Here is a 14,806-nt window from a genome sequence, read left to right as displayed (position 1 = left end):
ACAATAGCTTCCAGCGCTTGTCATATAAGCGATCAAGATATGAATCCTATGAAGCTTCATGGAATTCAAGCGCTGGCAGCTATGGTTTTTACTGGCGCATCAGGCGTGAACCGTCGCCGGAAGTCAGCGCCTGCCCCTCGGACGAGGTCACCCAGTTGCCGGTCTGGAATTGGCGCGCGACAGAGAGATTGCTGCGCAGGCCGTTGGCATCCTCGACCTGCATCTGCAGATAGTAGGTGCCAGGAGGCAGATCCTGCGTGCTCCACTGAGGCTGGGTTATCCAGGTGTCGATCAGGGGCGCAGTGAAGCCGGCGTCGCTGGCCACCACGATACGGTAGCGTTGACCCTCTTCACCTGCCCAGTGAATATGGCTGCTGCCTTCGCCGGGCGCGCCGCCGATCTGCAGCTCGGGCGATTTGGGTGCCAGGGCCAGTTTCATCTTTTGCGGGGCGGCGAAAGGACCCGCATCCGGCTGGCCGTTGCCGAGCTTACGGATGCTGCCTACGCGCCACTTATATTCGCCGACAGGCAGCTTGGCCAGCGTACTGGCAGGCAGGGCGCAGTCCTTGAGGTCGTTGGCGTCGATCAGCGGCTGGGCAAAGCTACCGTCGGCGGTGGCTACCTGGATACGGTAGGCCGAGGCTTCCGCTACCTGGGTGCATTGCAGGCCGTGCTGGCCCTGTCCGATGGTGGCTTCAGGTGCTGGAGACTCATAGAGCGGCGGCACCGGATGAGCTTTGACACGCAACACTTGCAGGCTGCGTTTGCCAGGAATGCCGTTGGCGTCAATGGCGCGAATGGCCGCAATGTAGCTGCCGTCTTCGACACCCGTCAGGCGTGCTGGTGACCTTGTGAACATGCCGCCGCGCACGATCTGGGTCAGCTCCTTGTCCTGAGCGAGCAGCACTTGGTAGCGCACGGCACCAGCCATGGCTGGCAGGGGCAGGCTGACCCAGTTGGCGTCTTCGACAAGAGCGGGCCAGGCCGCAATATCGGGAGCACCCAGCATGGTTGTGGGCTTGCCGATCTGGCCGTTTGCGGAGACGGACAGACCTTGACCTGGCCTGAGCAAGGCTGAGGGCTGGCCCGTCTGCACGGCGACCGAGCCTTCGTCGACGGCAGCAGCCGTGCGGCCCTCGTCATCACTCATCACCAGAAACTGGGTGCCGCGCACGCTGGTCGAGGCCGCCGGGGTGCGCACCTCGAAGCGGCGCTCGCCATTGGCTTGCCTGGACACTTTTGCTTCAATTGCGCCCTCGCGCAGATCGATGATGGACTGCAGACTGCCGGCTCGGCCTTTGCGGCGCATCTGGCGCAGCTCGACATCGGATTCGGACTGCACGCGCACCAGTGAGCCATCTGCCAGGCGCACGGAGACAAAGGCGTTGGCCGGAACCTGGAGCGAATCGCCTTCCTGCAGCAGCTGGCCTTTTTGCACGGGCTGAGGCGGCGCGTTGACGGAGTCTGCGAGATGGCTCGCAGAGCGTGTGCTTTGCACATCGCCTTGCACAAACACCACCGAAGCCATCGCTGCGCGCAACAGGCGTGTGGGAATTTCCAGCACCGAACCGGGGCGCAGGCGCAGGGGGTTTTCCACCTTGTTGTGACTTTGCAGCGCTGTCCAGCGCTTGTGGTCGCCCAGATAGCGTGCTGCCAGCATCTCCAGCGTATCTCCAGTCACCACGCGGTGGGCAATGACATCGTTGCCGCGGGGAGTGATCTGGGCATGGGCCAGACCTGTTGCCGTCATCCCTCCAAACGCCACCCACAACATGCCTGCACTCAGAATGGGCATCGGGGAGTGGACGGAAAAGAGGTTTTGACGTAAATCAGGCATTTTTAAAGCTAGGTTATGGGGGGCTGCCGAACTCAGGCAGCTGGGGCTGCGGGCTGCGCAGCTTCGGGGACATCCAGGCGGTAACCATAGCCATAAACGGCTGAAATGGCATAGGGCTGACCGGCGCGCAGGTTCAGCAGATTGCGCAGGCGCGAGACATGGGTGTCCAGCGAGCGCGACTGCACCTCGGCGTTGTGGCCCCAGACGACTTCGCGCAGATGATCGCGCGAGAGCAAACGGCCCTGGTTCTGGAACAGCGTCAGTGCCAGAGTGTATTCACGGTGCGTAACCTCCACGGGCTGGCCGTCCATCTCTATCCCATTGGTGGTGGTGAGAAAGCGGTAGGGGCCGAAGTCCAGCACGCTTTGTGCGGTCAGCGGATAGGCGCGGCGCAGCAGGGCGGAGATGCGAGCACGCAGCTCGCCCGCACGTATGGGCTTGATCATGAAGTCATCGGCGCCGCTGGCCAGGCCTTCGACAATGTCGGCCTCTTCGCTGCGGTGGGTCACGAAGATGACCGGCACTTCCTTGCTGATCTGCTCGCGCACCCAGCGCACGATATCCGGACCGCTGCTATCGGGCAGCTCCCAGTCAATCAGCAGCAAATCGAAGCTTTCGCGGCGCAGGGCTTGCTGCAGGGCGGCCCCCTTGAGGTAAGAGTGACAGCTATGTCCGGCTTCCGTCGCGACTTGTTGCAACAGTTCCAGTTGTAGCGGATCGTCATCCAGAGCAGCAATACGCATCGGTAGTTCCTTTAGTGCGAAGGATTACATCCACGCTGTCCTTTGAATTCGGAGGCAGCGTCCATCGGGCAGCGAGGAGCTATTGCTCGGCCGCCTCACGCAGTTGTTCCAGAGCCTGGATCACCAGGTCATCGCTGACACCATCCAGTGTCTGCAGGCACGGCTTGATGGCGGCCAGAGCCGTCGCGCCTTCGCGCTGCAACCGGGCGATGTTCTGGCCCGCTTCCTTGGGGGCGGTAAAGCCCAGGCTTTGCAGCAGCAGCTGACCGTCAGCGGCCACCAGCTTGAAGTAGAACTGGCCATCGGATTCGCGATACTGCTTGAACTGGGGCAGTGCAGTCTTGGCAGCCTTGGTCTTGGCCTTGCTGGCTTGCGCCAGGTTGCGGATGCCGACGGCGCCGCGCAGTTGCTGCAGCAAAGGAGTCGCCAGCTTGCGTGCCTTGATGGCACCGGCCTGAAGAATCTCTTCCAGCTCTGCTGGGTGGGCAATCAGGTATTCATAACGCTCGCGCATGGGGGCGATTTCACGGTCGATGCGCTCGAACAGGATCTGCTTGGCATCGCCCCAGGCAATGCCTTCGGCATATTGCTGGCGCAGGGCGGCACTTTCCTCTTCGCTGGCAAAGCCTTGATAGATCTGGAACAGGGCGGAGCCTTCGACTTCCTTGGCCTCGCCGGGGGCGCGCGAGTCGGTGGTGATGCTGTTGATGAGCTTCCTGAGTTGTTCACGTGGCGCAAACAGCGGAATCGTGTTGTTGTAGCTCTTGCTCATCTTGCGGCCGTCAAGGCCGGGCAGGGTGGCGACGGACTCCTCCACCACGGCCTCAGGCAGCGTGAAGTACTCGCCGCCGTAGATGTGGTTGAAGCTCGACGCCATGTCGCGCGCCATCTCCAGGTGTTGCACCTGATCGCGGCCCACAGGAACCTTGTTGGCGTTGAAGATCAGAATGTCGGCGCCCATGAGCACGGGATACATGAAGAGACCGGCGGTCACGCCGTCGTCTGGTTCGCTGCCGGATGCATTGTTCTTGTCCACCGCTGCCTTGTAGGCGTGGGCGCGGTTGAGCAGGCCCTTGCCGGTCACGCAGGTCAGGAACCAGGTCAGCTCCGGAATCTCGGGGATGTCCGACTGGCGGTAGAAGGTCACATGCTCGGGGTCGAGACCAGCGGCCAGCCAACTGGCGGCGATTTCGATGGTCGAGCGTTGCACGCGCTCGGGGTCCTGGCACTTGATGAGCGCGTGGTAGTCGGCCAGAAAGTAGAAGTTCTCCACATTCTTGTCGCGACTGGCTTCGATGGCGGGGCGCATCATGCCTGCGTAGTTGCCAAGGTGTGGGGTACCGCTGGGGGTGATGCCGGTCAGAAAACGGGTGGTGCTCATAGGGATCAACAACAGATATCAGTAGCAGACCAGGTGCTGGGTTCAGCGCAGCAAGGCCATGAAGGGGTAGAGGATCAGATCGATGGCCGAGTAGCCCAGGCTCATCAACGGGCGCAGCCAGTAGCTGCCGACCACGCCGGCAATCACCAGTGCCATGACGATGAAAAAGCCATAGGGCTCGACACGCGCCACCAGTTGCGCCTGTTTCCAGGGCAGCAGACCGACCAGAATGCGGCCGCCGTCCAGAGGCGGCAGCGGAAAGAGATTGAAAGCCCACATCACCAGGTTGACCAGAATGCCGGCGCGGCACATCTCTAGGAAAAAGCGCTCGTGCAGACCTGTGCCTACCAAGACGATCAGCAGCAGGCCCCAGAACACGGCCTGCACGAAATTGGAGGCAGGGCCGGCCAGCGCTACCCAGATCATGTCGCGCTTGGGGTGGCGCAGATGGTCAAAGCGCACGGGCACGGGCTTGGCATAGCCGAAAAGAAATGCGCCCGAGGTAGCGAAATACAGCAGCAGCGGCATCAAGATGGTGCCGATGGGGTCGATATGCTTGATGGGGTTGAGCGTGATGCGACCCATCATGGCTGCGGTGTTGTCGCCAAAGTGACGCGCAGCATAGCCGTGCGCCGCCTCATGAATGGTGATGGCGAACAGCACGGGCAGTGCGTAAATCAGTACGGTTTGTATGAGTTCGGTGAGTTCCACGCACTGATTGTCTCAGACGCCGCGCCAAGCTGCTGTCTTGTACCGGGACAAGCCGTTTGCTGTTGCAGAAATACGGGTTGCACATAGTTGTGTGGTAAACCAGATGTTGCAAAATGCAACTCGCGCAAATCCGTGGTTGCTGCCTGCACAGCGGAACAGGTTTTGTGCGGGTTGACGAAATCAATACATAACACGGCGTTCGGCAGGACAGGGCAAGGGGATCAATATGACGGTAAGCAAGCGACTGGTGATTGCATTTGTCAGCATCAGTGTTTTTGTCCTGGCTTTGATGGGAATTGCCTGGTCAGCGATGTCTGATGTGCTGGAGGTGTTGAAGGCGGGATCGCTCACGGCGCAGCAGTCGCAGAACTTGATGGCGGAAGTCGAGCGTTCGCGCTGGTGGCTGCTGGCACTGGGCGCCTGGGTCTGCATTTCCTGTACTTGGTCCTGGATCAGCCTGCGCCGCCGCATCGTGGCGCCATTGCAGGAAGCCATCCTGATTGCCGAGACCGTGGCAGCAGGTGATTTGAGCAAGGAGTTCTCTTCGAATGCCGAAGGCGAGTTCGGTCGTCTTCTGACTGCGCTGAGCACCATGGAAGACACGCTGACCGAGTTGGTGGGTCGCATCAAGCAGTCCACCGATTCGCTGGCCGTTTCGGCCTATGAAATCGATGCGGGCAACATCAACCTCTCCAGCCGCACCGAGCAGCAGGTCAGCGCGCTGACCGAAACCGCAGCCAGCATGGAGCAGCTCACCGTCACCGTGCGCCAGAACGCAGAGCGCGCTCATTCGGCCAGCTCTCTGGCAGTCACTGCATCGGCCACGGCCGGACGTGGCGGTGATGTGGTGGACCAGGTCGTTCACACCATGGATGCCATCAGCGGCAGCTCGCGCAAGATTGTGGACATCATTCAGGTCATTGAAGGCATCGCCTTCCAGACCAATATCCTGGCCCTCAATGCGGCCGTGGAAGCGGCCCGTGCCGGAGAGCAGGGGCGTGGCTTTGCCGTGGTGGCCAGCGAGGTGCGCTCGCTGGCGCAGCGCAGTGCCGAAGCGGCCAAACAGATCAAGGAGCTGATCACGGCCAGCGTGACTCAGGTGGAAAGCGGCTCTGGCCTGGTGGGCCAGGCCGGCAGCACCATGAAGGAAATCATGCAGTCCGTGGGTCAGGTCACAGGTCTGCTGAGCGAAATCTCCGGTGCGCTGCAGCAGCAAAGCGAGGGCATCGCCCATGTGAATACGGCCGTGGCTCACATGGACAGCACCAATCAGGAAAATGCCGCCCTGGTCATGCAGGCCACGCAAGCCGCTGCTGCGCTCAATGCGCGTACGCAGGATCTGCAGCAGGCGGTGGGGGCCTTCAAACTCGATGACGATGAGTCACCTGGTCTGACTCCTTCTGCCATGCCGGCTCCGCGCCGAGCCGGGGCCGCGCAGGCGCGTCCAGCTCGTGCCCGCGAGCTGGCCTATGAAGAGCTTTGATTCAGCGAATTTCGTGCAGATAGCCGTAAATGGCCACGACGGTAAAGCCGAAATGGAGGCAGATAGCCGTTCCCAGCAGGACTCTGCGGCGCAGTATGGAGTCATCGGCCTGTGCCGACAGCCCTGGCGAGACATGGAATGACTTGCCTCCGGCATAAGCCCGAATCGTCCATGCCGTCCAGAGAGTCGCGAGGGCATAGACCGTCCATAGCTGGGATGTCTGCCGAAACACCAGCGCCACGACCAAGGAGTAAGCGCACAAAGAGACGATGAGCCAGGGCCAGTGGCGCTGAACAAAGTCTTGCGGCAGCTGCTTTTCCTGCATGAGGCCGTGCCTATTCGGGCTGAAGGCCTATGTCTTTCAGGCCGCCCATGCCCTGGCGCACCACGACGGGGGGATTGTTCAAGGCCATGGGCGTGAGGTCCAGCACCGTGGTGGGTTGCTGCGGGCAGGCACCGGAGTCGACCACGGCGTCCAGCTCATGGGGGAAGCGCTCCAGAATCGACTCGGCATCATTGAGCGGCTCGGTCTCGCCGGGCGCAATCAAGGTGGTGGCCAGCAAGGGCTCGCCCAGTTCTTCCAGCAGCAGTTGCAGACCTTTGCGATCCGGCACGCGCAGGCCGATGGTCTTGCGCGAAGGGTGGCTCAGGCGCTTGGGCACTTCCTTGCTGGCTTCAAGAATAAAGGTGTAGGGGCCTGGCGTGGCCAGCTTGAGCAAGCGGTACTGGCGGTTGTCCACGCGGGCATAGTTGGCCAGCTCGGACAGGTCGCGGCACAGCAGCGTGAGGTGGTGCTTGTCGTTGATCTGCCGGATGCGGCGCATGCGGTCCACGGCGTTCTTGTCGTCCAGGTGGCAGACCAGGGCATAGCTGGAATCGGTGGGTACGGCAAGAATGGCACCCTTGCGCAGCATGTCCGCCGCCTGCTTGATGATGCGGGGTTGCGGGTTCTCTGGATAGACTTCAAAAACGGTGGTCATGCAATCTCTCTCTGTGATTTATGCACGCTGTATGCGGTCCTGCAGCAGCTCCCAGACGGGAGTGAGCTGACTGGGCAGATAGGGCAGCTGCCCCAGGTCTATCTGCGATTCATCGGGGCTGTGAAAGTCGCTGCCGCGCGATGCGGCCAGGCCGAATTCCAGGGCCAGATCGGCATAGATCGCATATTCGTGCGGACGGTGGCTGCCGGTCACGACCTCCACGCCCTGGCCGCCGAGTTCCTTGAACTTGGAAAACAGCGCATATTCCTCGTTATGGCTCAAGTCGTAACGTGCCGGGTGGGCAATCACGGCCACGCCGCCGGCATCCACGATCCAGCGCACGGCGTCCTCCAGATTCGCCCAGACATGGGCGACATAACCGGGCTTGCCTTCTGTCAGATAGCGTTTGAAGACCTCATAGGTGTCGCTGCAGACTCCGCTCTCCACGAGAAAGCGCGCAAAGTGGGTGCGCGAGATCAGCTCGGGGTTGCCTGCATGGCGCAGTGCTCCTTCATAGGCGCCGGGAATGCCGGCCAGTTCCAGTTGCCTGGCCATTTCGCGGGCGCGTGGGCCGCGGCCGTTGCGAGTGTCGTACAGGCCTTGGGTCAGAGCTGCGTTATCGGCGTCAAAGCCCAGGCCCACGATATGTACGCCGCTGCCCGAGAAGCTGACGGAAATTTCAGTGCCTGTCAGATAGTCCAGCCCTGCTGACCTGGCTGCGGCTGCTGCCCGGTGCTGGCCGCCGACCTCGTCGTGATCGGTCAGCGCCCAGAGCTCAACCCCTCGCTCGGCAGCACGCAGAGCCAGTTGCTCGGGCGTCAGAGTGCCGTCGGAGACGACGGAGTGGCAGTGCAGATCGGCGTTCAGATAGGTTTTGGGCACGGCTTGATTGTAGGCGGCTGTACGCAATCATGATTTGTGTCATAACACGAGCGCTATTGCGGTCGTAGCTTGTAACAAAGCTCAAATCTCCCGCCAGTATGCCGATTAAGGATTGGCTACAGCGCTTGTGAGTTTCTGAATTCGTTAAGGCTGCCACGGTGTTGCTTGATCTATTGAGATGGATAAAAAATGAAATTGAATCAGTTCTCTGTGTCACAAAAGCTGTGGGCTTTGGTGATTGGCTTGCTGGCGGGCTTGCTGCTGGTGTCTGCAGGCAGCCTGATCTATCTGGACCGCGTGTACGTGAGCATCTCCAAGGAGGCCACGCGTACCCGAATGGCAGCCAACATTGCCAGTGAGTGGCGTCATCTGACCGAGCAAAGTGTGGATCGCTCCATCGTCGCGGCCATTTCCTCCGAGGAAAACCTGGTGGAGCAGCAGCGCAAGCTGATGAGTGACGGGATTGCGCATATCACCGAGCTGCAGAAAAAGCTCAACGAACTGGTCACTGACGATGAATCGCGCAAGGTGCTGGACGAGGTCGCCGAGCGCAGGCGCGTGACGCTGGAGAGCAATGCAGCCGTGCAGGCCGCGCGCAAGGACAATGATTTTGCGGCGGCCTTCGATCTGGTTGAAAAACAGCTGCGTCCCAACGCCAAGGTCTACGTGGATGCGCAGCGCAAGTTTGTGCAGTTGCAGGAGCAACGCAGCCAACGTGCGGTTGCCGATGGCGAAGCAAGCCAATCTCAGGCCTATGTGGCTATCGGTCTGGTCTGCGGCCTGATCGTTCTGCTGGGGCTGGCGATGGCGGCTCTGATCCTGCGCTCGATCATCGCTCCGTTGAATGAGGCGGTAACTCTGGCCGACTCCATCTCTGCCGGCGATTTGACGGCAACGGTGCGCAATGACCGTCATGACGAACTGGGCCGTCTGCTCAAGTCCCTGAACGCCATGGCCGAGCGCCTGCGCTCCGTCGTCGGCCAGGTGCGCTCGGGCGTGGAATCCGTCTCTTCGGCCTCGGGCCAGATTGCCACGGGCAACCAGGATCTGTCGGCCCGCACCGAGCAGACGGCGGCCAACCTCGAGGAAACCGCAGCCAGCATGGAAGAGCTGACGGCCACCGTCACCCAGTCTGCCGATACTGCACGTCAGGCCAATCAGTTGGCATCGACAGCCGCCCAGGCGGCCGAGCAAGGCGGTCGCGTGGTGCAGCAGGTGGTGCAGAGCATGGGCCAGATCACCGACAGCAGCCGCAAGATTGCCGACATCATCGGCGTGATCGACTCCATTGCCTTTCAGACCAATATCCTGGCCCTGAATGCAGCCGTCGAGGCGGCACGCGCCGGTGAGCAGGGCCGTGGTTTTGCCGTGGTGGCGGGCGAGGTGCGCAGTCTGGCGCAGCGCAGTGCCGAGGCGGCCAAGGAGATCAAGCAGCTCATCACCACCAGCGTGGACAATGTGCAGTCGGGCTCGCAGCAGGTGGAGCTGGCGGGCCAGAGCATGAGCGAGATCGTGGCCAGCGTGCGCCGTGTCAGCGATCTGATCGGCGAGATCACGGCCTCGTCCACCGAGCAGCGCGACGGCATCAATCAGGTCAATCAGGCGGTGAGCAATCTGGACCAGATGACGCAGCAGAACGCGGCGCTGGTGGAGGAGTCCAGTTCGGCAGCGCTGTCCATGCAGGAGCAGGCGCGCCGCCTGGCGGAAGTGGTCTCAGTCTTCAAGCTCGGCCATGAATCCGGCTATGTCAAGGTTGCCGCACCTCAGCGCTCGGCCAGCCGCGCCATGCCGGCCATGGCGCCAGTGAAGCAGACTGCTGCTGCAGCCAGACCCGCGATCAAGAAAGCGCCTGCTGGCCCGGCTCCCACGGCACTGAGTGCCAGCAAGGCCAAGCCTGCTGCGGACTCCGACGATGGGGACTGGGAAACTTTCTAAACCGCAGGCTGACACCCGCTTGCAGGCCCGCCGCTTCTGACAGGAGGCGGCGGGCTTTTTCATTCTGACTTGCCAACTCCAGCCGTGTCGAAAAGCGGGAAAGTACTGAGAACATCAGTTGTGCGCAATGCGCAAAGCAGTTGTAACAATTATTAATATATTGATGCAACCTCGGGAGAGCATCCCGAAGAGGTGGAGGGAGGACGTCAGGGGCCAGGAATTGACCGCCAGAGTCATGCACAAGCCAGCCCGTAGTTCACGATGCGGACGTGCCTGTGTGTGTGGGTTCTTTTGTCTGGATTGGTTGGTTCATGAAGTTGTTTCAATTCACCGTGGCTCGGAAGCTGTGGGCATTGGTGATCGGTCTTTTGGCGGGGATGTTGTTGCTGGTGGCAGGCAGCCTGGCTTATTCCAAACGTGTCAACGAGGGCGTTCTTACGGCGGTGGTGGAGGCGCAGACTGCTGCTGCGCAGGCCAAGGAGTGGCGCATCCTGACCCAGATGAGCATGGATCGCTTCACGGCGGCTGCCATGTCCACGGAAGAGAATCTGGTCGAGCACCAGTACAAGGCCATGGCCGGCCTGATCGCCAGCATCAACGAGTTGCGTGACAAGGTGCTGGCACAGGTTCATACCCAAGAGGCCAGGAGCCTGATGGCCGATGTGAACACGCATAGAGATGCCTTGTTTGCGGTGAACAAGGAGGTGGATCAGGCTCGTCAATCCAAGGATTTCGAGCGTTCGCAAAAGCTGATCGAAGAGCGGCTCAACCCCATGGCGCAAAAGTACTACGCGGCCCTGGATACCTATGTGCAACTGCAGGACCGCTACCGGGTCCAGGCGCTGGAGCAGGGTGAGTCCAGCCGCTCCAAAGCCTATGTGGTGATAGCCGTCGCTTGTGGCGTCATCATGTTTTTGGGATTGGTGACTGGCCTGCTCATCATGCGCTCCATCACCCGGCCTCTTGTCAAGGCCGTGGAGCTGGCAGATGCGATCGCCGAGGGCGATCTGAGTTTCAGAAGCGGGCATGGCAGCGAAGACGAACTGGGGCATCTGCACCAGTCCCTGAACGCCATGGCCGAGCGCCTGCGCTCCGTCGTCGGCCAGGTGCGCTCGGGCGTGGAATCCGTCTCTTCGGCCTCGGGCCAGATTGCCACGGGCAACCAGGACCTGTCGGCCCGCACCGAGCAGACTGCGGCCAATCTCGAGGAAACCGCAGCCAGCATGGAAGAGCTGACGGCCACCGTTACTCAGTCTGCCGACACTGCGCGTCAGGCCAATCAGCTGGCATCGACAGCCGCCCAGGCGGCCGAGCAAGGCGGTCGCGTGGTGCAGCAAGTGGTGCAGAGCATGGGCCAGATCACCGATAGCAGCCGCAAGATTGCCGACATCATCGGCGTGATCGACTCCATTGCCTTTCAGACCAATATCCTGGCCCTGAATGCAGCCGTCGAGGCGGCACGCGCCGGTGAGCAGGGCCGTGGTTTTGCCGTGGTGGCGGGCGAGGTGCGCAGTCTGGCGCAGCGCAGTGCCGAGGCGGCCAAGGAGATCAAGCAGCTCATCACCACCAGCGTGGACAATGTGCAGTCGGGCTCGCAGCAGGTGGAACTGGCGGGCCAGAGCATGAGCGAGATCGTGGCCAGCGTGCGCCGCGTCAGCGATCTGATCGGCGAGATCACGGCCTCGTCCACCGAACAGCGCGACGGCATCAATCAGGTCAATCAGGCGGTGAGCAATCTGGACCAGATGACGCAGCAGAACGCAGCGCTGGTGGAGGAGTCCAGTTCGGCAGCGCTGTCCATGCAGGAGCAGGCGCGTCGCCTGGCCGAAGTGGTCTCTGTCTTCAAGCTGGAACGCAATGCAGAGGCTTTCACGACCGTGTCCGCAGTGCTCCCAAAGCCGCTAGCGACGATCAAGGCGCTCAACCCGGCCGCTCATCCTGCCGTTGCAGCTCCCAGGCCGGTAGCGTCCAGGTCCAAGGAGCAGTCCCTTGCAAGCACTGCGGAGGACGATAGCTGGGAGCAGTTCTAAGTGTCGGGCACAGCGTGAAATGGGCAGCCGCCACGTTCGCTGTGGCGGCGGTCCAGGCTGGGGCGAGGATCAGAAGCCCATGTTGCCGGCACCACCCTCGAAGTCCTGCGCGGCTTCCACGAGAAACTGCACCTTGCGTTCGCCGCGCCATTCGTTGATGTCCAGGCGATAGGCCAGGGTGGTGCGCGCGGGCAGTGGGTCGGTGTGGTTGAACCAGATGCCGTCGATCTTGGAGCCATGGTGCAGCAGCTCCAGCTTCAGGTGCTTTTCGCCGACCAGGCGCTGCGAGGTGATTTCCAGCTCTTCGCTGAAAGTCGGCGCGGCAAAGCCCTGGCCCCAGACGGCCAGCTGCATTTGTTCGATCAGGCCGGTGTCCAGCCATTGGGGCGACAGCGGGCCATCGGTCTCCAGCCTGCGCGTCAGCGTTGCGGCATCCAGCCATTCCCTGGCGACCTGGGCAAAAGCCTTTTCGAACTCGTCAAAGTGCGCTTCCGCGATGGTGCAGCCTGCTGCCATGGCGTGGCCGCCAAAACGCAGTATCAGACCGGGGTGGCGCTTGCTGACCAGATCCAGCGCATCGCGCAGGTGAAAGCCTGGAATGGAGCGGCCCGAGCCCTTGAGCTCATGCTCCTTGCCCGGGGCGCCGCTGGCTGCAAACACAAACGTGGGCCGGTGCAGCTTGTCCTTGATGCGCGAGGCCACCACACCGACCACGCCCTCGTGAAAGTCGGGGTCGAACACGCTGATGGCAGGCGGCGGCGTCATGCCGTCCTCGCAAAGGCCTTCGGCCATGAGCAGGGCATGCTCGCGCATGCTGACTTCGATCTCGCGGCGCTCGCGGTTGATGCTGTCCAGCATGCGTGCCAGATTGTCGGCGCGGCTGACATCTTCCGTGGTCAGGCACTCGATGCCTATGGTCATGTCTGCCAGACGACCGGCGGCATTGATGCGCGGGCCCAGGGCAAAGCCGAAGTCGATGGTGGTGGCCATGTCGAAGCGGCGGCCCGATGCCTCGAACAGCGCGCGTATGCCGGGCTGCATGACGCCTTTGCGAATCTGCTTGAGACCCAGTGCCACCAGGCGGCGGTTGTTGGCATCGAGCTTGACCACGTCGGCCACTGTGCCCAGTGCTACCAGAGGCAGCAATTGCTCGAGACGGGGCTGGTTGTGGCGGTCAAAGCGGCCGCGATTGCGCAGCTCGGTGCGCAGGGCCAGCAGCACATAGAACATGACTCCCACGCCGGCCATGGATTTGCTCGCGAACTCGCAGCCGGGCTGGTTGGGGTTGACGATGGCATCGGCCAGCGGCAGGTGGTCGCCGGGCAGATGGTGGTCGGTCACCACGACCGACATGCCCAGCTCCTTGGCCACGGCCACGCCTTCGACGCTGGCAATGCCGTTGTCCACGGTGATCAGCATGTCGGCACCGGTCTCCTTGACTCGGCGCGAGATGGGGGCCGTCAGGCCATAGCCGTCGACCACGCGGTCGGGCACCAGATAGTCGGCATGGGCCGCGCCCAGCATGCGCAGGCCGCGCAGGCCCACGGCGCAGGCCGTGGCGCCATCGCAGTCATAGTCGGCGACGATGCACAGGCGCTTTTGCGCGGTGATGGCATCGGCCAGGAGCTGTACGGCAGTATCGATGCCGCGCAGGCCCGAGGGCGGCAGCAGGCGGGCCGGGGCATCGTCCAATTCGTCGGCTGAGCAGACGCCTCGCGCTGCATAGAGCTGGGCCAGCAAGGGATGAATCTTGGCCTGCAGCAGTGCAGAGACACTGCTGTCGGGAATGGACCTGGGGATTATTTTCATAGCATCTCTCGCAGGTCAGGTAAGCGTTTCGTGCCAAAAACACTCTTGATCTTGTCCATCAGGCCACGTGGCTGGCTTTGCCATTGCACGGCATTGCGCTCGCCGCAGAGCGTGAGCTTGACGGGCTCGCCCCGGGCGGCCCGCTGCTGCAGCTCGGCGATCAGGCCGTTGTCCAGCGCCTGCCAGGCTTTTTGCCAGCCTTGCACATCGCCCTGCAGCGCGGTGTGGCGCAGATCATCGACACAGACTGCGGCAGGGTTCGCTGCGGGCAGGCTGCTCAGGCTTCCCGTGCCATGTACCCAGAAGGAGTTGATGGGCGGTAGACCGCGTGCGGCACGCTGGTCGTTGAAGACATGGGTGTAGAGCAGCATCTGCAGCTCGGTCTGCAGACGCTGGATGATGGCACCCTGGATAGGCTCGGGCATCCAGGGGCGCACGTCGCGGCCCAGTGCCCGGTCCATCGAGGCGGTAGCCAGGTCCTTGAAGGCCGCTCCACGTGCCAGCCAGAGGTCGGCACGCAGGTATTCCAGCGTGATGCCGTCGTCGCTGAACCAGGGTGCGATCAGCGCCAGCAACTGGCGGGATTCGTCTTCGTCCAGTGGCGCGCTGGCCGGGTCGGTCTGGTGGACCTGGTCCGGCGTGATATGCCAGTGGCAGGGCGTGATGAAGGCACAGGCCTGGCTGCTGTCTCCGGCCGCCAGCGCAGCCCAGGGAATCAGCCCGGGTGTATCGGGCAGCTGCATGCTGCGGGCCAGGGCGCGTTCATGCGGGGGGGAGAAATCCATCTCGTCGCCCTGCACCAGCGTGGTCGGGGCCAGCGTTGCCAGCAAGGCCTGCAGGTGAGGGAGTTGCAAACCGTCCCATGCCTGGGGAATGTCGGCAGGGCCGCTGGCATAGGCAACAATGATTTCAGAGGCGCCTGTGCCCAGGGCTTGGGCGGCAGGCAGCAAAGGCGCGGTCAAAGACATGGGCGCTATTGTCGGGCATGGCCGCCGCCCGGGCATGGTGCGGGGTG

The 14,806-nt window shown here is 62.3% G+C and carries 12 protein-coding genes; 3 read left to right on the top strand and 9 right to left on the bottom strand.

Annotated elements, in window-relative coordinates; all coding sequences use genetic code 11:
• Positions 1 to 88 precede the first annotated feature (88 nt).
• From Cth01_RS01885 to Cth01_RS01870, 4 genes are all read right to left on the bottom strand, one after another.
• Positions 89 to 1,795 carry a FecR family protein gene (locus Cth01_RS01885; protein WP_045838411.1) on the bottom strand — a complete coding sequence of 569 codons (1,707 nt, stop codon included), beginning with the start codon at positions 1,793 to 1,795 and terminating at the stop codon, positions 89 to 91.
• Positions 1,796 to 1,869: 74 nt separating this feature from the next.
• Positions 1,870 to 2,580 (bottom strand): response regulator transcription factor, encoded by a 711-nt coding sequence (locus tag Cth01_RS01880; protein ID WP_034357649.1) that lies wholly within the window; start codon positions 2,578 to 2,580, stop codon positions 1,870 to 1,872.
• Positions 2,581 to 2,659: 79 nt separating this feature from the next.
• The gene (locus Cth01_RS01875; RefSeq protein WP_034357651.1) at positions 2,660 to 3,961 is read right to left on the bottom strand and encodes a tryptophan--tRNA ligase; all 1,302 of its coding nucleotides are present in this window, start codon (positions 3,959 to 3,961) and stop codon (positions 2,660 to 2,662) included.
• Between the two features lie 42 nt (positions 3,962 to 4,003).
• Complete coding sequence (locus Cth01_RS01870) at positions 4,004 to 4,672, bottom strand: site-2 protease family protein (protein ID WP_003066089.1); 669 nt, start codon at positions 4,670 to 4,672, stop codon at positions 4,004 to 4,006.
• Between the two features lie 226 nt (positions 4,673 to 4,898).
• Here Cth01_RS01870 and Cth01_RS01865 point away from each other — a divergent pair, with 226 nt between their 5' ends.
• Complete coding sequence (locus tag Cth01_RS01865; protein WP_045838410.1) at positions 4,899 to 6,155, top strand: methyl-accepting chemotaxis protein; 1,257 nt, start codon at positions 4,899 to 4,901, stop codon at positions 6,153 to 6,155.
• Between the two features lies 1 nt (position 6,156).
• Here Cth01_RS01865 and Cth01_RS01860 read toward each other — a convergent pair whose 3' ends face one another.
• Genes Cth01_RS01860 through Cth01_RS01850 form a run of 3 tightly spaced genes read right to left on the bottom strand, consistent with a single transcriptional unit; the run spans position 6,157 to position 8,017 of the window.
• Positions 6,157 to 6,480 (bottom strand): hypothetical protein, encoded by a 324-nt coding sequence (locus tag Cth01_RS01860; RefSeq protein ID WP_034357656.1) that lies wholly within the window; start codon positions 6,478 to 6,480, stop codon positions 6,157 to 6,159.
• A 10-nt stretch (positions 6,481 to 6,490) separates the two neighbouring features.
• Complete coding sequence (locus tag Cth01_RS01855) at positions 6,491 to 7,135, bottom strand: L-threonylcarbamoyladenylate synthase (RefSeq protein ID WP_003066094.1); 645 nt, start codon at positions 7,133 to 7,135, stop codon at positions 6,491 to 6,493.
• A gap of 18 nt (positions 7,136 to 7,153) precedes the next feature.
• The gene (locus tag Cth01_RS01850; protein WP_034357719.1) at positions 7,154 to 8,017 is read right to left on the bottom strand and encodes a 3',5'-nucleoside bisphosphate phosphatase; all 864 of its coding nucleotides are present in this window, start codon (positions 8,015 to 8,017) and stop codon (positions 7,154 to 7,156) included.
• Positions 8,018 to 8,206: 189 nt separating this feature from the next.
• On the opposite strand from Cth01_RS01850, the gene Cth01_RS01845 reads away from it, so the two are divergent.
• The gene (locus Cth01_RS01845; RefSeq protein ID WP_045838409.1) at positions 8,207 to 9,952 is read left to right on the top strand and encodes a methyl-accepting chemotaxis protein; all 1,746 of its coding nucleotides are present in this window, start codon (positions 8,207 to 8,209) and stop codon (positions 9,950 to 9,952) included.
• Between the two features lie 311 nt (positions 9,953 to 10,263).
• Positions 10,264 to 11,982, top strand: coding sequence for a methyl-accepting chemotaxis protein (locus Cth01_RS01840; protein ID WP_045838408.1), 1,719 nt, complete (start codon positions 10,264 to 10,266; stop codon positions 11,980 to 11,982).
• 69 nt (positions 11,983 to 12,051) lie between these two features.
• Here the strand turns inward: Cth01_RS01840 and recJ are convergent, their stop codons facing one another.
• Complete coding sequence (recJ, locus tag Cth01_RS01835) at positions 12,052 to 13,791, bottom strand: single-stranded-DNA-specific exonuclease RecJ (protein ID WP_034389293.1); 1,740 nt, start codon at positions 13,789 to 13,791, stop codon at positions 12,052 to 12,054.
• Complete coding sequence (locus Cth01_RS01830; protein ID WP_045838407.1) at positions 13,788 to 14,759, bottom strand: phosphoglycerate mutase; 972 nt, start codon at positions 14,757 to 14,759, stop codon at positions 13,788 to 13,790. The genes recJ and Cth01_RS01830 overlap by 4 nt, the downstream gene beginning before the upstream one ends.
• Between the last annotated feature and the right edge of the window lie 47 nt (positions 14,760 to 14,806).

Source organism: Comamonas thiooxydans (genome assembly GCF_000964545.1).
Lineage (GTDB): Bacteria > Pseudomonadota > Gammaproteobacteria > Burkholderiales > Burkholderiaceae_C > Comamonas > Comamonas thiooxydans.
This window is presented reverse-complemented; position numbering and strand designations above follow the sequence as displayed.

Coding starts and splice junctions, on each gene's coding strand:
- Cth01_RS01840 (WP_045838408.1), top strand. CDS start 10,264: ATGAAGTTGTTTCAATTCACCGTGGCTCGGAAGCTGTGGGCATTGGTG.
- Cth01_RS01830 (WP_045838407.1), bottom strand. CDS start 14,759: ATGTCTTTGACCGCGCCTTTGCTGCCTGCCGCCCAAGCCCTGGGCACA.
- Cth01_RS01875 (WP_034357651.1), bottom strand. CDS start 3,961: ATGAGCACCACCCGTTTTCTGACCGGCATCACCCCCAGCGGTACCCCA.
- Cth01_RS01885 (WP_045838411.1), bottom strand. CDS start 1,795: ATGCCCATTCTGAGTGCAGGCATGTTGTGGGTGGCGTTTGGAGGGATG.
- Cth01_RS01860 (WP_034357656.1), bottom strand. CDS start 6,480: ATGCAGGAAAAGCAGCTGCCGCAAGACTTTGTTCAGCGCCACTGGCCC.
- Cth01_RS01855 (WP_003066094.1), bottom strand. CDS start 7,135: ATGACCACCGTTTTTGAAGTCTATCCAGAGAACCCGCAACCCCGCATC.
- recJ (WP_034389293.1), bottom strand. CDS start 13,791: ATGAAAATAATCCCCAGGTCCATTCCCGACAGCAGTGTCTCTGCACTG.
- Cth01_RS01845 (WP_045838409.1), top strand. CDS start 8,207: ATGAAATTGAATCAGTTCTCTGTGTCACAAAAGCTGTGGGCTTTGGTG.
- Cth01_RS01865 (WP_045838410.1), top strand. CDS start 4,899: ATGACGGTAAGCAAGCGACTGGTGATTGCATTTGTCAGCATCAGTGTT.
- Cth01_RS01880 (WP_034357649.1), bottom strand. CDS start 2,580: ATGCGTATTGCTGCTCTGGATGACGATCCGCTACAACTGGAACTGTTG.